15 protein-coding genes are annotated in these 16,739 nt (G+C 66.6%); 5 read left to right on the forward strand and 10 right to left on the reverse strand.

The window, feature by feature from the left end; translation table 11 throughout:
• Positions 1-49: 49 nt before the first annotated feature.
• The 3 genes from ASF14_RS02515 to ASF14_RS02525 are packed head-to-tail and all read right to left on the reverse strand — an operon-like array spanning position 50 to position 3,686.
• Positions 50-1,300, reverse strand: coding sequence for an arsenic transporter (locus ASF14_RS02515; protein ID WP_201780529.1), 1,251 nt, complete (start codon positions 1,298-1,300; stop codon positions 50-52).
• Entirely contained in the window at positions 1,297-2,403 is a 1,107-nt protein-coding gene (locus ASF14_RS02520) for a metallophosphoesterase family protein (protein WP_082442027.1), read from the reverse strand. The genes ASF14_RS02515 and ASF14_RS02520 overlap by 4 nt, the downstream gene beginning before the upstream one ends.
• Positions 2,400-3,686, reverse strand: coding sequence for an MFS transporter (locus ASF14_RS02525; RefSeq protein WP_056430934.1), 1,287 nt, complete (start codon positions 3,684-3,686; stop codon positions 2,400-2,402). Before ASF14_RS02525 ends, ASF14_RS02520 begins: the two co-directional genes overlap by 4 nt.
• A gap of 266 nt (positions 3,687-3,952) precedes the next feature.
• On the opposite strand from ASF14_RS02525, the gene ASF14_RS02530 reads away from it, so the two are divergent.
• Together ASF14_RS02530 and ASF14_RS02535 are read left to right on the forward strand one after the other, a co-directional pair.
• Complete coding sequence (locus ASF14_RS02530) at positions 3,953-4,303, forward strand: VOC family protein (protein ID WP_056430937.1); 351 nt, start codon at positions 3,953-3,955, stop codon at positions 4,301-4,303.
• A 101-nt stretch (positions 4,304-4,404) separates the two neighbouring features.
• Positions 4,405-4,956 carry a phosphoribosyltransferase gene (locus tag ASF14_RS02535; protein ID WP_056430940.1) on the forward strand — a complete coding sequence of 184 codons (552 nt, stop codon included), beginning with the start codon at positions 4,405-4,407 and terminating at the stop codon, positions 4,954-4,956.
• A 45-nt stretch (positions 4,957-5,001) separates the two neighbouring features.
• Here the strand turns inward: ASF14_RS02535 and ASF14_RS02540 are convergent, their stop codons facing one another.
• A complete protein-coding gene (locus ASF14_RS02540) occupies positions 5,002-5,181 on the reverse strand; it encodes a hypothetical protein (RefSeq protein ID WP_042490606.1) in 180 nt (59 codons plus the stop codon).
• Between the two features lie 156 nt (positions 5,182-5,337).
• Between ASF14_RS02540 and ASF14_RS02545 the strand changes: the two genes are divergently transcribed.
• Positions 5,338-7,479, forward strand: coding sequence for a TonB-dependent receptor (locus ASF14_RS02545; protein ID WP_156360989.1), 2,142 nt, complete (start codon positions 5,338-5,340; stop codon positions 7,477-7,479).
• Positions 7,480-7,611: 132 nt separating this feature from the next.
• Here ASF14_RS02545 and ASF14_RS02550 read toward each other — a convergent pair whose 3' ends face one another.
• On the reverse strand, positions 7,612-9,375 hold the full coding sequence (locus ASF14_RS02550; RefSeq protein WP_236696897.1) for an aspartyl protease family protein: 1,764 nt from the start codon (positions 9,373-9,375) through the stop codon (positions 7,612-7,614).
• A gap of 114 nt (positions 9,376-9,489) precedes the next feature.
• On the reverse strand, positions 9,490-10,344 hold the full coding sequence (locus ASF14_RS02555; protein ID WP_056430946.1) for an MBL fold metallo-hydrolase: 855 nt from the start codon (positions 10,342-10,344) through the stop codon (positions 9,490-9,492).
• A gap of 142 nt (positions 10,345-10,486) precedes the next feature.
• On the opposite strand from ASF14_RS02555, the gene ASF14_RS02560 reads away from it, so the two are divergent.
• Complete coding sequence (locus tag ASF14_RS02560) at positions 10,487-10,906, forward strand: DUF4383 domain-containing protein (protein ID WP_056430949.1); 420 nt, start codon at positions 10,487-10,489, stop codon at positions 10,904-10,906.
• A gap of 6 nt (positions 10,907-10,912) precedes the next feature.
• Here ASF14_RS02560 and ASF14_RS02565 read toward each other — a convergent pair whose 3' ends face one another.
• The 3 genes from ASF14_RS02565 to ASF14_RS02575 form a co-directional block, all read right to left on the reverse strand.
• Complete coding sequence (locus ASF14_RS02565; RefSeq protein ID WP_056430952.1) at positions 10,913-13,351, reverse strand: PAS domain-containing protein; 2,439 nt, start codon at positions 13,349-13,351, stop codon at positions 10,913-10,915.
• Positions 13,352-13,476: 125 nt separating this feature from the next.
• Positions 13,477-14,571 carry a Gfo/Idh/MocA family protein gene (locus tag ASF14_RS02570; protein WP_056430955.1) on the reverse strand — a complete coding sequence of 365 codons (1,095 nt, stop codon included), beginning with the start codon at positions 14,569-14,571 and terminating at the stop codon, positions 13,477-13,479.
• 103 nt (positions 14,572-14,674) lie between these two features.
• The gene (locus ASF14_RS02575; protein ID WP_168371493.1) at positions 14,675-15,181 is read right to left on the reverse strand and encodes a hypothetical protein; all 507 of its coding nucleotides are present in this window, start codon (positions 15,179-15,181) and stop codon (positions 14,675-14,677) included.
• A 216-nt stretch (positions 15,182-15,397) separates the two neighbouring features.
• Here ASF14_RS02575 and ASF14_RS02580 point away from each other — a divergent pair, with 216 nt between their 5' ends.
• Positions 15,398-15,919, forward strand: a complete 522-nt coding sequence (locus tag ASF14_RS02580; protein ID WP_056430962.1) for a PilZ domain-containing protein — start codon at positions 15,398-15,400, stop codon at positions 15,917-15,919.
• 13 nt (positions 15,920-15,932) lie between these two features.
• Here the strand turns inward: ASF14_RS02580 and ygfZ are convergent, their stop codons facing one another.
• The gene (ygfZ, locus tag ASF14_RS02585; RefSeq protein WP_056430965.1) at positions 15,933-16,694 is read right to left on the reverse strand and encodes a CAF17-like 4Fe-4S cluster assembly/insertion protein YgfZ; all 762 of its coding nucleotides are present in this window, start codon (positions 16,692-16,694) and stop codon (positions 15,933-15,935) included.
• Positions 16,695-16,739 lie beyond the last annotated feature (45 nt).

Here is a 16,739-nt window from a genome sequence, read left to right on the forward strand (position 1 = left end):
GTACTGAACCCCGTTCGCACTGAGCGAAGTCGAAGTGCACGTTCCAGCCTCACCCGATCAACAACCGAATCCCCAACGCCGCCAGCAACGCCAGCGGCATCGCCACCGCGCCGACCTTCAGGAAGGCGAGGAAGCTCACATCCTCCCCCTCGCGCCGGATCGCCTGGAGCCACAGGATCGTCGCGAGCGACCCCGTGACCGACAGGTTCGGGCCGAGGTCGACACCGATCAACAACGCGTCGGTGACGATCTGCGGCGGATGCGCCTGCGCGATGGCGCTGCTGGCAACGAGGCCAGCGGGCAGGTTGTTCATCGCGTTGCTGACAAAGGCCAGCGTCGTGCCCGACACCGCCGCCGCCCGCGTCGGATCGGCCAGCATGTCGCGAAGCCCCCGCGCCACCCAGGCGATCACGCCCGTCCGGTCCAGCGCCTCGACCAGCACGAACAGCCCCGCGACCAGCGGCAGCACGCCCCAGGACACCGACTTCGCCAGCGTCAGCGGCGAGCGCCCCGCCAGCAGCGATACGATCACCGCCGTCGCGATCCCCGCCAATGCGGTCGGCAGGCCCAGTTCGGCATCCAGCGCCGACACGACCAACAGGAGCAGCGCCGTCAGCACGATGCCCGCAATGGCCAGCTTGCCGCCCGTCGACAGCGGGTCGCGAGTCACATCGCTCTCGCAGTCCCCCGCGATCCGCGCCCGCTGGGTAAAACGCAGCACCGCGAAGGTCACGAGGATCGACGCCAGCGAGGGCAACGCGAACGCCGCCATCCATGCGCCCAGCGGCGGCATGTGCCCACCATAGAGGACGAGGTTCGCCGGGTTGGAGATGGGCAGCACGAAGCTGGCCGCATTGGCGATCAGCGCACAGGCGAACAGCAAAGGCAGCGGATCGGCCTTGGCCTTTTTCGCCGCGACGAACACGGCGGGCGTCAGCACGACGGCGGTGGCGTCGTTGGACATGAAGGTCGTGACGACCACGCCCGTCGCATAGACCAGCGCGAACAGCTTCGCGCGCGACCGGCCCGCCATGTTGACGGCGGTCGCGGCGATCCAGTCGAACGCGCCATGCTCGCGCGCCGTCTCGCTGAGCAGCATCATGCCGATCAGGAAGAGATAGACGTCGGTGCCCTTCGCGATCGCCTGCCCCGCCTCGCCCAGCGGCATCAGGCCGAGCACGATCAGCAGCACCGCGCCCGCCACCGCCCAGATCCATTCGGGCCAGCGCATCGGCCGCGCGATCACACCCGCGGTCGACAGCCCCGCAATCGCCCAGGTGGCTCCGTATGCCAGCGTCACCATCCGCACCCATTCTTGTTCGGCCCGAGCCGGGCACCATCGATCCCGGCGATAGGCCAGGCGCCGATCGCGTGGCAATCCTCGCCCGGTGCGACGGGCAGGCGGCGCTTCGGGATGGCATGGGCGTCGCGGACCAGACAGTCGATCCGGTCATAGCCTTCGCCACAGCGGACTTCGATCGCGTTCAATCCCTCGGCCAGCGTCACGGTCGCCCGCCACAGGCCGTCCTCGCCCCGCGTCATCGGCGTGTCGTTATCGCCGACCCGCGCGACCGGCGTCGCATCCGCACCGAACAGCCGCGCGACGATCTCGACCGCGCCCGGCCGGGGCACCTGATGCGGGTCGGTCGGCCGCGTGATGAGCCGGACATCGCCCGGCGACACGATCTGCACATGCGGCCAGGCCGCATCCAGCCGCCGGAAGCGCCAGCTGACCACCCGGTCCTTGACACACACGATGGTGAAGCCCGGTGCGCCGCCATCCTCCTCGATCTGTGCGGTCGAGCGGGTCGCGCCATAGATCACGCGGCCGTCGTTGAGCAGCTCGTTATAATGCGTATGGCCGGTGTCGACGAAGGCGACCTCGCCGTCGATGAACTGACGCGCGATCATGTCGCCGTCCGCCGCCAGATCGCCGGGATAGGCGTGCATGAAGACCAATGACACCTGTCCTTCCGCCCTGGCCCGCGCCAACTCCTCGGCCAGCTTGTTGCGGTGGTGCATGGTCAGCCGGAAGTCGGGACCACCGGCCCCCGCCGACACCACGTCCAGGAACAGGCAGCGATGCCCGGCGATCACCTCCGTCTCAGGCCGGTTGGCCTTGGGGATCGCCGCTTCGTAGTGGGACAGGTCGCCCGGCTCGAAATCATGGTCGCCCGGGATGATCCGCCAGGGCAGCGACAGCGGCGCGAGCGCGTCGATCATCCGGGCATATTGCTCCGGCGTGCCGTGATTGGCGTTGTCGCCGGGCACGAAGACGAAATCCGCATCGCCCATCCGCGCATTCACCTGCGCGACGATGGTCTTCAGCCGGTCGAGGCCCTGCCAGTCGTCCGCTTCGTCCAGATGCAGGTCGCCGATATGGACCAAGCAAATGCCGCTCACGCCTGTGCCTCCTCGGGCTTGGCACCACCGGAGCAGGCGGGGCGCAGAGTCCCTGCAAAGCCGATCCACAGCCCCAGGCTCGCCATCGCGAAACCGCCGAGAATGTAGAAGGCGATGTGATAGCCCAGTTCCTGCGCCAGCCAGCCGCCGATGGCGGGCGACAGCGAGGCGCCGACGCCCTGGATGGTCATCACCGCCCCCTGCCCGACATTGACCCGGCCGGTGCCGCTGAGCAGGCAGGCGACGAGGCCGGGCACCGCGACGCTCTGAAGCCCCGCACCGATGCCGTCGAGCGCCTGGACCGGCCACACGCCCCAATGCTCGATAAAGGTGCCCGCCAGAAAGCCACGCAGGGGAAGTGCGGCGAAGGAGATCAGCAGGACCAGCCAGTAACCCCGCCCGGCGGCGACCTTCATCGCAACCAGGCTGGCGATGATCATCACCGCCTGCGCCACCATGACGGTGGTCGCGGTGAACATCGCCGCATCGCCTTTCCCTGCGCCGACCACCGCCATGCCGTACAGCGGCAGCATCGCGCCGTTGCCGAGATGGAAGCAGGCCAGCGCCGCCGCCAGGATCAGCATCGGCTTGTTGGCGAGCAGCGCCTTGAAACCCTCGGCCTGGCCGCCTTCCTGATCGTCGCCGTCCTCATCCTCAAGCCCGCGCGCGGCGCGGTGGTCGATGGCGCGTTCGGGGATCGACAGGACCGAGATGATCGCCAGCACGCCGAAGGCCGCCGCGAGAAAGAAGATGGCGGGCATGCCGAACTTCCAGCCGAGAAAGCCGGAAAGCCCCGCGCCGACCATGTTGCCCGCATGGTTCCAGGCCTGGTTGCGGCCGTTCTGCGCGTTGAAGCCCTTTTGCCGGACGACGCCCAGCGTCATGCCGGTCACCGCCGGGCCGATCGCCGCGCCCGCAATGGCGGTCGCCACCTGGCTGACCCCGACGACGATGCCGGTCTGCGACCAGAGGATCAGGAAGGAGGCCAGAACCGTGCAGATGCCGGTGATGACGACGACCCAGCGCTTCTTGTCGGTATGGTCGATGAACGCGCCCGCAGGCACCGTCATCACCATGCCCGCCACGCCGCCCAGGGTCATGACGGTGCCGATCGGCCCGATCTGCCACCCGCGCTGTTGCAGGAAGACCCCCAGGAACGGGCCGATGCCCGCCTGCATATCGGCCATGAAGAAATTGAGCGCCTGCAACCAGCGTGTCGCGCGGCGGCGATCGCCTTCGGACGATGGGGACGTTCGAGAATCGGGTAATGCCGCTGTGGCCATGATAGGTCTCCGCGAGATGCGGGGCCTAACCCAGCAATAGTTTGAAATATCCGCCGATCGTATGATTTATGTTTGGCGAACGATTGGTGGTAAAGTTATCCCGCTGTAGAATAACGATAAACCTGCTACCAACTCAAATACGGTGCAAGAATTCATGACAATAACTTCATGAGCAAACGCCGGAACTTTTCGCCCGATCGTCGAAACGGCGATGGCCATGACTTTAGAATTCGGCACATCCCTTCGGCCGCAAGGAAGGCATCAGCATGAACCACCACTGCGTCGCCATCGTCCCCGCCGACGACCTCGATGCCAGCACTGCCTTCTACCAACGGCTAGGCTTTTCGGTCGCCGCCGATTTCGGTCATTATTGCATCCTGGAGGACAGTCGCGGCTGGCATCTGCACCTCAACCACATGTCGGGCTGGCCGGTGCGCACGGAGGACAATCCGTTCGGTCTCTATCTCTATGTCGAGGATGTCGACGCGGTCGCCGAGCGGGTCCGCGACTGCATCATCGAGCCGGGCACGCCGCACGCCAAACCTTGGGGTACCTATGAGTTCGCGGTCAGCGACCCCACCGGGGTTCTGGTGCGGATCGGACGGATCGTCGAATAGCGCCGTCCGCTTGCCCTGTCGGCCCGACCGCATCACATAGGCGGCCTGTCCGGATGCCGATGGCTATGTGCCCGGCCCCGCAATGATGATGGACGATTGCCGTGACCACCAAGATCTACCTGTCCGCCGACCGCCTGCTGGAGGATTCCTTCCGCCTGGCCAATCTGGTCTTCGACTCCGGCTTTCGCCCGACCCATATCGTCGGCATCTGGCGCGGCGGTGCGCCGGTCGGCATCGCGGTTCAGGAACTGCTCGAATATCGTGGCATACAGAGCGACCATATCGCGATCCGCACCGCCTCCTATACCGGCATCGACCAGCAGGAGCCGCAGGTGCGCATTTACGGGCTGGGTCATCTGGTCGACGTGCTGAACCCGGAGGATCGTCTGCTCCTGATCGACGATGTGTTCGATTCCGGGCGTTCGGTCCGCGCCTTGCTGAAGGAATTGAAGCAACGCTGCCGGAACAATATCCCGGACGAGGTGAAGGTCGCGACCGTCTATTACAAGCCGTCACGCAACGTGACCGACCTGACACCGGACTTCTTCGTCCATGAGACGAATGACTGGCTGATCTTCCCGCACGAGATCAACGGCCTGACCGAAGAGGAAATCCGCGCCCACAAGCACGGGGCAGCCATCATCCTGCGCTGACGATCGAGGCGCGGGCCGGGCGCAGACGGACTGCGCCCCGAAACCTCAGTGGAGCTTGGCGATCGACAGCCCGTCTTCCTTCGCCCGCGCCTTGACCGACTCCTCGCTGCGGGTCAGCGCCTTGGCGATGGCCTTCAGCGCCATGCCCTTCTTCGCAAGGGTGTGGAGTTTCTGAATCTCGTCCTGCCGCCAAGGCTGGCGGTGTCGTTCGAAGCGTTCGGCCATGCCCCCTTATAGCGCGCTCGCGGGCCCCTGACCATGGCGGCACCCTGCATGATGGCCCGCTTACAAATGCGTCATGAACCCTGACCTGCCTTGCCATCCCATTGCGGCGCAGCAAGATAGCTTGCTCGGGAGACGTTATAACATTTGGGGTTATCGATGCGTTTTTGTGCTCTCCTCTGCTGTGTCGCGTCGTCCGCGATTGCCTTCCCTGCGCTGGCGCAGACCCGCGGCGTGCCGACGCCCGATGCGGACGCCACCCCGGCGGCCACGGCGAATCAGCCCTCCGACATTATCGTCACGGCCAAGCGGCTCGACACCGCGCGCGAGCATATCCAGCCCAGCCTGGGCGCCTCCAATTATGAAATCACCAGCGCCACGATCAAGGCGCTACCCGGCGGCGAGAACCAGCAGTTCAACCAGATCCTGCTCCAGGCACCCGGCGTCGTGCAGGACGGGTTCGGCCAGTTCCATGTCCGCGACGACCATAACGGCCTGCAATATCGCATTAACGGCACCATCCTGCCCGAAGGGCTGGCGGTGTTCGGCCAGACCCTGTCGCCGCGCCTGGTCGACAAGGTCAACATCCTGACCGGCGCGCTGCCCGCACAATATGGCCTGCGCACCGCCGGGATCATCGACATCACCACCAAGAGCGGGCTGTTCGACAATGGCGGCACCGCATCGCTCTATGGCGGCAGCCACAATACCATCCAGCCGAGCCTAACCTATGGCGGGTCTTCGGGAAGCACCAATTACTTCGTGTCGGGCGATTACCGGCACAGCGGGCTTGGCATCGAAAGCGTCGATGGCCGCTCCAACCCGGTGCATGACGATACCGACCAGTATCAGGGCTTCGCCTATGTCGACCATATCCTGGACGATCAGAACCGCGTGTCCTTTGTCGGCGGCTATTCCAACCAGTGGTTCCAGATTCCCAACCCCGTCGGCCAGCAGCCCAGCGCCGGGTGGAGCGTCGGCGGACAGACCGCCTTCCCCAGCGAGAAGCTGAACGAGACGCAGCTGGAAAAGACCGGCTTCGGCCAGGTCGCCTTCCTCCACGATGCCGAGCCGCTGACGGTGCAGGCCTCGCTCTTCGCGCGCTATTCCTCGCTGCGCTATCGCCCCGACATTTTGGGCGAACTGCTCTACAACGGCCAGGCGCAGCAGGCGTATAAGCAGGACTTCGCGATCGGCGGACAGGTCGATGCGGTCTATCATGTCGGCGATGCGCACACGCTGCGCGGCGGCCTGCTGGTGACGCGCGATCGCTCGACCAGCGCGACCACGACCAATGTCTTCCCTGTCGACGCCAGCGGTGCCCAGGCGGGCGAGCCGATTGCGATCGTCGACAATAGCGGCAAGACCGCGACCAGCTTCAGCGCCTATCTTCAGGACGAATGGAAACTGCTGCCCAAGCTGACGCTCAACTATGGCGCACGCTACGACCTCTACAACGGCTATCGGCGCGAGGGGCAGCTGTCGCCGCGCGTCAATCTGGTCTGGCAGCCGGGTGATATCTACACGCTGCATGCGGGCTATTCGCGCTATTTCGTGCCGCCGCCCTTCGAGCTGGTCGGCAACACCAGCATCGCCAAGTTCGTCGGCACCAGTGCCTATCCGGCCGTTACCGCCAACGACGTACCCTATGCCGAGCGGCAGGATTATTTCGATGTCGGATTCCAGGCCAAGCCCAGCCGCTACTTCACCTATGGCATCGACGCCTATTACCGCATCTCGAAGAACCTGATCGACGAGGGGCAGTTCGGCGCACCGATCATCCTGACCCCGTTCAACTACAAGCAGGGACGCATCGGCGGGATCGAGGCGAATATGAGCTATGCCCGCGGCGGCTTGCTCGCCTATGCCAATTTCGCCGCCGCCAAGGCCAAGGGGCGCAGCATCGTCTCCAGCCAGTTCAGTTTCGGCCAGGACGATCTCGACTATATTGCGCGGCATTACATCTATCTGGACCACGACCAGACGTTCACCGGATCGGCGGGCCTGTCCTATGCCTTTGCGCAAGGGACCAAGCTGGGCGGCAGCATTATCTATGGTTCGGGCCTGCGCCGCGACGACGACGTCAATTCCATCCCCAACGGCGCCAAGCTGTCGCCCTATGCGCAGTTCAACCTGACCGCGAGCCAGCATCTGGCGGGGCCGAACCTGGACATCCGGTTCGACGTCATTAACCTGCTCGACCACAAATATGAAATCCGCGACGGGACCGGCGTGGGTGTGGGCGCGCCGCAATATGGCCCGCGTCGCGGATTCTTTGTCGGGGTGTCGAAGGCGTTCTAATGCCATTTTCCTCCCCCGTAGGGGGAGGTGGCAGGCCGCAGGCCTGACGGAGGGGTGTCACCCTATCGAGAGCGGGACACCCCTCCACCATGCTTCGCATGGTCCCCCTCCCCTTGCAGGGGAGGAATGCACTCAGCCGATCGCGTATTTCCGGATGCGCTCGGGCATGCGCTTGTCCAGCCCCGTCGCCAGCGTCCGGTCGCGTGCGGCTTCGGTGGTCATGCCCAGATGCGTCTCGGCGATCGAGCGCCCGTACAGCGCCCAGGGTCGCTTCGGATCGATCGCCAGCGCGGCGTTGAAATCTGCAAGCGCGGCCCGGTCGTCCTTCTGGCGGAGATGGATGAAGGCCCCGCTGTCGAGGAAACTTGGATCGCCGGGGATCGCGTGGACGGCGGCGTTGCAGTCGCCCAGCGCCTTGTCGAGATCCTTGTCGGCCAGCATTCGCGACCAGCACCGGCCGTTCTGCGCACTGCCGCGACGCGAGTCGTCACGGTGCGCGGCCATCCACAGATCATATTGCGCGATCGCTGCGTCGAAGGCGTCCGCCCCCGAATAGAGCCGCGCCATCTGAAGCCGTACGGCGTCCTCTCGCGGCAACTGCCCGTTCAGAAGGTCGAGATCGGCGATCGTCCCCGCCGGATTGCCCGCGCGCAGCCGCAGTTCGGCGCGGATCAGCCGCGCCTGCGTATCGGCCGGGTCGAGCGTCAGCGTGCTGTTCAGATCGTCGATCGCCAGCACCGGGCGATGCTGGTCCAGATAGGCGAGCGCGCGCTGGCGGGGAAAGCGCGGGTTCTTGGGCGCCATCGCGATCGCCTGCGTAAAGGCGTCGATCGCATGGGGCAGGTCGTGCTGGGTCACGAACATCGCGCCGCGACGGCTGTAGCCCTCGGCATCGGTCGGGGGCGCAATTTCGCTGGCATTTTGCGCAACGACCGCCGCCGTACCCGGATCGGCATGCGCCACCGTGTCGAACAGCCGCCCGCCGCTATAGGTGAAATAGATGCGGTGCTGGAGATTGGAGACATAGAGCCGGTGCGACACGAAGAAGTCCGCACCCAGCAGCATGTCGGTCTCCAGCGGTCCCAGATCGGCGATGTGGAGGCGCACATTGTGCAGTTCCTCATTGCCGATCTTCAGCAGCTTGAACCGCGCGGTCCAACCCTGGACAACATGGCGGCCCAGCCCGCGCTCCCATCCTGCCGCCTCGACGCCCGGATCGCCGGGATGGACGCCTGCCCGGGCGGCGGCACGCAAGCTCAGGACGGTCTGCGCCGCGCCGGTGTCGAAGGTCGCATTCAGCTTCGCGCCGTCCAGCTCGACCATGCCGACGGTGTGGCTGTGCGCCTGATCCTTGGTCTCGATCGGGATCTCGAAATAGGGCTTGCCGCCGGTCCAATAGGCCATGGAGGCGTGTGCGCAGCCACTGGGCCTGAACAGGCGGACCATGCCGCCGGGCAGGTCATATTCGACGTCGCCCAGGCCCAGGACGTTCTGCCCGAGCAGGCCGGTCTGCCCGACATCGCTGCCGCTGACGATGAACTGGATGTTCGGGATGTCGGTCCCAGCCAGCGTGAAGTGCTTGACCGTGGCGACGGTGGCGTCCGAACTGCCGCCAATCCCGTTCACCCGGAAGCCGAAGGGCAAGGGCTGTTCCGGCAGGCCCAGCTCGCGTGCGACGGGGGGCGAGATGTTGCTGAAAAAGGCCCCGCTGTCGAGGATGAAGGGGGCGGGCTTGCCGTTGATCCGGGTCTCGACCACCGGGCGCAGGCCCTGCATCGTGACCGGGATCGCCGCCATCTGGCCGACCTTGCACGTCTCCGCCATGGCCGGGCTCGCCGCCGCCCCGACCCACAGCGCCGCGACCATGATCCGCCTGCGCCCTGCCCCCTTCACCATGCCACCATCCCTATGCCAGCTATAGGGGCCGAGCATATCAGCGCAGGGCGCGGAACAGGATGACGCGCGCCTGACATTCTCGAAATGCGGGGCCATTTCCCGCCAGCTATTCCGCTATAGCGGATGCCCGTCGCGACAGCGTTCCCATTCCACTGGGTCATGCGCGCAGGCCATGGTGACGCTGTCCCGCCGTTCGATCGACAATGCGCGCAAGCGGGCCTGATTGGTCATGCGTGCGGTGGCGTCGACCTCCATCAGACGCTGGTATGCGCGCAGGCCGGGCGTGCAATGCCGCCGGGCGCTGCGCATCTCGCCCCGGTAGAAATAGGCGTCGCCCGCATGAAGCAGCCAGCGCCCGCCCGGCTGGCGGATCGCGACCCCGGCATGGCCCCATGTATGGCCCGGCAGCGGCACCATCAGAATCTCGGGCGGCAGCCCGGCCAGATCGCGCACCGCGTCGAAGCCGAACCAGGATTCCCCGCTGGCCGTATAGCGGCGCCAGCGATCCACCCCGTCCCATTGCGGCGAGCGCCAGCGGTTGCGCGCGACGATGCCGCGATGGGGGCCGGTCGCATCGTCATATTCGCGGGCCATGACGTGCACGGTCGCGTGCGGAAAATCCTCCAGCCCGCCCGCATGATCGAAGTCGAGATGGGTCAGAACGATATGCCGCACGTCGTGCGCGGTATAGCCCAGCGCCTCGATCTGGCGGATCGCCGTTTCCTGCTCGCGCAGCCGGATGTTGAGCATCGCGCGCCACGCCAGCGGGATGCGCGGTTCGGGACGGCGATGGGGATGCGCCACATCGCGCAGGCCGAAGCCGGTATCGACGAGCACCAGTCCGTTCGCCTCGGTCTCGATCAGCAGGCAATGGCAGACGAGCTGGCCGATCGGGCCCCGGCTGCGTCCGTCGAAAAGCGCCCCGCCCAATGGGCAGTCGGTGCCACAGTTGAGATGGTGAATCCGCATATCCCCTCAACCGGGCGACGCAAAGGACGGTTCCTTATTCCGTTCTCTTACAATCGGTTAAACCGACTCATCTGGATCAGGAGCGGGGAACAAGCCCCCCGCCGGAGACGCTGGGACAGGCAACGCCAAAGGAGCACCCTCCATGTCGGTCAGACATTTTGCCGCGATCTTCGGTATCGTCTTCCTCCTCGCGGGCGCGGCGGGGTTCGTGCCCGGCCTGTCGCCCACGCACGCCCATCCCGGGGTCAGCGTCACCGCATCGTCCCGGCTGGCGCTGGGGCTGTTTCCGGTGAACATCCTGCACAATCTGGTCCACCTCGCCTTCGGCCTGTGGGGTGTGCTGGCGGCGCGCCATATCCCGGCCGCCTTCGGCTATGCCAAGGGGGTGGCGATCATCTATGCCGTGCTGACGGTGATGGGGCTGATCCCGCTGACCGCGACGACCTTCGGGCTGGTGCCGCTTTATGGCAACGACATCTGGCTGCACGCGCTGCTGGCGCTGGTCGCGGGCTATTTCGGTTTCGTCCACCGCGAGCATGTCGTGAACGGCACGCTGCGGTAACGGCGGTCAGGCCACCGCCTCCGGCGCGTTGGTGAATTGCGCCAGCATCTGCGCCAGTTCCTGTTTGCGGAACGGCTTGGTCAGGCGCGGCATGGAGGGCTCGACCCCCTCCGCCTCGGCATAGCCCGAGACGAGCAGGATCGCGACGCCCGGCCGCCGTGCCTGGACCAGCCGGGCGAGATCGGTGCCCGACATGCCGGGCATCAGATGGTCGGTAACGAGCAGGTCGAACGCCGTGTCCGCCTCGACCAGCCGGACCGCTTCCTCGGCCGAGCCCGCCTCGATCACCGCATAGCCCAGGTCGCCCAGCATGTCGGCGGTGCTGTGGCGCACCAGTTCCTCGTCATCGACCAGCAGCACCCGGCCGCTGCGCTTCGCGGGCCCCGCACAGGCCGGCCCCGCTGCGGCGACGGGCGACGCCGACCCGCTGACCGGCAGGAACAGCGCGACCCGCGTCCCCTGCCCCGGCACGCTCTGGATATCGAGCGCACCGCCGAGCTGCGAGGCCAAGCCATGAACCATCGACAGGCCAAGCCCCGTGCCCTTGCCCACGCCCTTGGTCGAGAAGAACGGCTCGACCGCGCGCGCCAGCGTGGCGGCATCCATGCCGCTGCCCGTATCGGCGACCGACAGGCAGATATAGTCGCCCGGCGCGCCATCGGTGCCCGCGTCGCGCCGTGACGCCGTGATGCGCAGCGTGCCGCCGTCCGGCATCGCGTCGCGCGCATTCACCGCCAGGTTGAGCAGCGCCATTTCCAACTGGTTGGGATCGGCATCGGCGGGGGGCAGGCCGGGGGCGATATCGACCTCGACCGCGATCTGCGGCCCCGTGGTGCTGGCGACCAGATCGCTCATGCCCGCCACCAGCTGGGCCATGTCGACCGGGATCAGCTGAAGCGGCTGGCGCCGTGCAAAGGCGAGCAGCCGCTGGACGAGCGTGCGGGCGCGCTCGGCGGACTGCGCCGCGCCCGCGATCAGCCGCTGTTCGCGCGCCCCGCCCAACTGTTTGTGCTGCAACAGGTCGAGCGTCCCGACGATCGGGGTCAGCAGATTGTTGAAGTCATGCGCGACGCCGCCGGTCAGCTGGCCCATCGCCTCCATCTTCTGCGCCTGACGCAGCGCCTCCTGCGCCTCGACCAGTTGCGCCTCGCGGCGCAGGCGCTCGGTCACGTCGGTGACGAACTGATACAGGCCGACCTGCGCACCCGCCTCGTCGAACAGGGGGTGGAAGCTGATCTCGTAACAGGGTCGGTCACGGTCGGGATCGCCGAACTCCTGAACGACGGTCAGGCGCCCGCCGTCCATGGCCCGCGTCCAGGCCGCGCGCACCTCCTCGCGGAGCACCGGTTGGTCGTCGAGCAGCGCCAGCATATTGTCGCCGGTGTGCGGGCGCACGCCGAACACCCGCTCGAACTCGGCGGCATTGGCGGCGTTCAGCGCCAGGATGTTGAAATCCAGGTCGATCGCCATGACCATGATGTCGGTATGTTCGACCAGCTTAGCCAGCATGTTGCGCTCGGCGGTCCGCTCGGCCACCCGCTGCTCCAGCGTGGCGTTCAGCTCGCGCAGCCGGTCCTCGGCCACCTTGCGGTCATGGATGTCGACCGACGATCCGAACCAGCGGACGATCTCGCCGGTGCGCGGGTCGCGATAGGGGTGAGCGAGGTCCAGGAACCAGCGATATTCCCCTGCGGCCGAGCGGATGCGGTGCTCGGACCGATGCACGCCTTCGCTGTCGCGGGCCGCCTGGAACGCCGCGACGACATGCGGGCCGTCACCGGGATGGATGAAGGCCCCCGCAATCTCCGCAGGGGACAGAGACTGGAAGGCGGCACCGGTATAGTCGGAGAATTGCCGGTTCAGAAACTCCATCCGCCCTTCGGCATCGGCGATCCAGATGATCTGCGGCACGGTGTCGACCATCAGCCGGAACCGCGCCTCGCTCTCGACCAGCGCGGCGCGGGCGGTGACATGGCCCGTCGTCTCGGCCAGCACGCACAGCACGCCGCCGGGCCGCCCGTCCTCGTCGATGACCGGCGAGTAATCCAGGTTCATCCATACCTGTTCGGGCACGTCGTTGCGGTACAGGGTCAGTTCCTGATCCTGATAGCGCAGCGTGCCCCCCGCCAGCCCGACGCGCATGACGTTGTCGTTGAAGTCGGCGACCTCGGGCCAGCCCTCGCGCACCGGCGATCCCAGCAACTGGGGATGCCGCTTGCCCGCAAAGACCGCATAGGCGTCGTTATAGAGCATGACGCCGCCCTCACCCCACAGCATCACCATCGGCACGGGCGAGCGCAACAGGATCAGCGTGGCGGTGCGCAGCGGCGCGCTCCAGCCCGGAATCGGCCCCAGCGCCGTTTGCGACCAGTCACGCTCGGCGATCAGCGCGCCGCATATCCCGCCGCTGTACAGGCTGTCGCGAAAGCCGGGGGCGGTCGTCATGAGTGGGTGCAATCCTCCAGGGCCGCGACCGACGGAGCCGGGCGCTGGTCCCGACGCTAGACCAAATTCCCGCGCCATGCGACGGATTTCAGGGCAAAATCCGCCATACCGCCCCGTGGCAACGGTCAGGCCAGGGTGATCCGCCGCCCCTCCCGCGCCGAGCGATAGATGGCCTCGATCACCCGCATATCGGCCAGCCCCTCCTCGCCGGGCACCAGCGGATCGGTGCCGTTGGCGATGCACTCGGCGAAATGATCGAGCTGTCCGGCATGCTGGCCCTTGCCTGCGGGCACCCGCTGCTCCTCGGTCCGGCCGTTGCGGCGGACCCACATCTTCTGCCCCTCATAAGAGGTGGCGGGCTCCAGCTCGATCCAGCCATCGGTGCCCGACACGCGGTACATATTGTGGTTGGAGCTGTAGCTCGACACGCAGGTCGCCTCGATGCCGGATGGAAAGCGCAGCAGGAAGCTGATCCGGTCCTCGACGGTGCGGAAACGCGGATCGCTGCGGTCGGTGGATTCGATCGCGCTGACCTCCACGGGCTCCTCCCCGGTCAGATAGCGGGTGGCGTTCAGGCTGTAGATGCCGATGTCCATCAGCGAGCCGCCGCCCGACAGCTTGCGGTCCAGCCGCCACTGGTTGGGCTGCGCGTTGAAGCCATGGTCGGCGGTGATGATCCGCGTTGGCCCGACGAAACCTTTCCGTGCCATGTCGATCGCCAGCCGATTGTGCGGCTCGAACCGCGAGCGATATCCGATCATCAGCTTGCGCCCCGCCGCCCGGCACGCCGCGATCATCGTGCGGCATTCGGCGACCGAGATCGCCATCGGCTTTTCGCACATGACATGCTTGCCCGCCTTGGCCGCGCGCACCGTATATTCGGCGTGCATGGAATTGGGCAGGATCACATAGACGATGTCGACATCCGGATTGTCGCGGATGCGGTCGAAATCGGCATAGGAATAACGGTGGCTCTCGGGCACGCCATATTTCTCGCCGAAGCGCGCCAGCTTTTCCGGCGTGCCGCTGACCAGCGCGACCAGCCGCGACTGCTCGCATTCGGCGAATTTCGACATGATCAGCTCGGCATAGCGGCCCAGCCCGACAATGGCGTACCCCGCCTTGCGCCCGCGCGGCGCGGCGCAGGCCCCGCCCCCCGCCGCCAGGGCCAGCCCCGCCCCCAGCCCCACGATGATGGTCCGACGATCGGCGTCCCGCATGATGCTCTCCCGTGTTCACCAGGCATGTTCGCCTGTTCGATCAGAGGGTTATCATGAAGAACGAAGGCCTGTCATGGTAATCCTCTCCCGCCGGGAGGGAGGATCAGTCGCGCATTCTCTGTGCCTCGACGATCCGGGCGTCGCTGCCCAGCGTATAGAGATAGGTCTTTCGCTGCTCCGAGCCGGGGCGGTAGCGACGCAATATGCGCGCCTGTTCGCGGGTCAGGGCGAAGCGGACATAGCCCGACCGGACCAGGCACTGGTCGACTTCGGATTGCAGTTGCGACTGCAGGGCATCGACCTGCCGGTCCGGCGCATAGGCGCGCCGCAACAGCATCTGGCGCGTACTGATGTCGAATATGTCGTCGGTCGGGACGACCGGGGGGACGTTCGCTTCGCGATCCAACACGGCAGCGCCGCGTACATAGCGTTTCGCCGCCGTGTCCCCGGCCACGTCGCGCCGGGCCGCTTTCAACATACAGGCGCGGCTGCCACCGTCGAAAGCCTCCCGCGAAGCGCCGGGCCTGCCCCAGCTATAGGGCCGGGGGGTTGCGGCCAAGGCGGCTGACGACGCGCACAACAAGGCAAGCGCAAGACCGATCTTCGGCATGACCTCTCCTCGGTTTCTCTACCCCGAGGCTAACCGAAAAGGGCGGGCGCGTCATGCCTTTCCGATTCCTCCCGACACGGGACATGCCACGGCCGAGACGGCTGTCCACGCCGTCACGCCCGGCGCCACATACATTAGTGAAAACCGATTCATCCTTTCTTTCCCTCTGCCCGCTATGGACAAGGACTTGGTCGAATTTGGAGCAGGGAAACTGCCATGGGGCGGTCCGGACCGGGCTATAAGAATCGCGAAGCGCGCCGACAGGTTCTGATTCCCTGTCGGATCAAGTCCGTCCGCGGCTGGGGGGATGCATGTATCCACAATATTTCGTCGCGGGGCATGATGATCGCCTGTGACGATCCCCTCGCGCCGGGCGAATATCTGGACCTGCGGCGCGGCCGTCAGGTGGTGATCGGCCGGGTCGTCTGGCGGCGCGACCGATTCTCGGGCGTCCGTACGCAGGATGTCATCAGCGCCGATGCGCTGGTCAACGAGCCCCGCCTCGAAGCGCGGCCGACCGGCACGCGCCGCAGCGAGGACCGCTCCACCCTGCGCCACACCATGGCCGGGGAGATCGACGCCGCCCGGCGCATGGAGCGCAGCCGCTCATTGTCGCAGGCGATGCAATTCGGTGCGCTCGGCCTTTTCGGGCTGGTTGCCGCCGCGACCATCGCGATTCAGGTCGGCCATATGCTGGCCGCTCCGGCCGCGCAGATCACCCAGGCCCTGTCCCGATAATCCGAAGGGCCGGTCAGTCCTGATCGGCCTGCAACGCCGCCGCCAGCCAGTCGGGGCGGATCGCGTCGCCCAGCGACTCGACGCGGCGATGCTCGACCATCAGACCCAGTTCCGGATAGGTCGCACGGGTCCGCTCGCCCGCCTCGCCCAGGGGAGCGACGACCAGCCGCCGATTGACCTTCGAGCGGTGGTGCATCCGCGCAGTATTCTCCTGCCCAACATAACAGCCCTTGGTGAAGCTGACGCCGTTCAGCTCGCGCGCATTGCACTCCAGCCAAAGTGTCTCGCCCGAGCCCAGCTCGCCGACACCCTCGGTCACGCCCAGCGACAACCGGTGCGCGGTCCAGCCGCTCGCCGCTTGCCCCGCCGGGGCCAGCCAGCGATGGCCTAGTTCGGGCAGGCGCGGATCATGGGGGCGTCCCTCGGCGCTGCGGCTCCAATGGACGGCCAGTCCCTCGACCGGATCGATCGTGATCGCGCGGCGCAGGCGGTACATGCCCAGCCGCCGTGCCAGCGCCTCGGCCTGCGACGCCTCCACATCGACCAGCACCGCCTCGCCCTGGGCCCATAGGAGGAAGTCGAACAGCGCCTTGCCCTGCGGCGTCAGCAACGCGGCCCAGCGCGGGGCATCCGGCGTCAGGCCCACGACATCCTGCGTCACCAGCCCCTGCAGGAAACCGCGCACATCCTCGCCCGCGATGCGGATCAGGCGACGGTCGGAAAGGGTCGTTGCGGAGGTCGTCGCGGGAATGGCTGTTGGGGTGGCATCGGTCATGACCGCAAGGTAGGAGGGCCTGACCCTATGCGAAAGGCCCGTTTG

This window comes from Sphingomonas sp. Leaf257 (assembly GCF_001422185.1).
Lineage (GTDB): Bacteria > Pseudomonadota > Alphaproteobacteria > Sphingomonadales > Sphingomonadaceae > Sphingomonas > Sphingomonas yabuuchiae.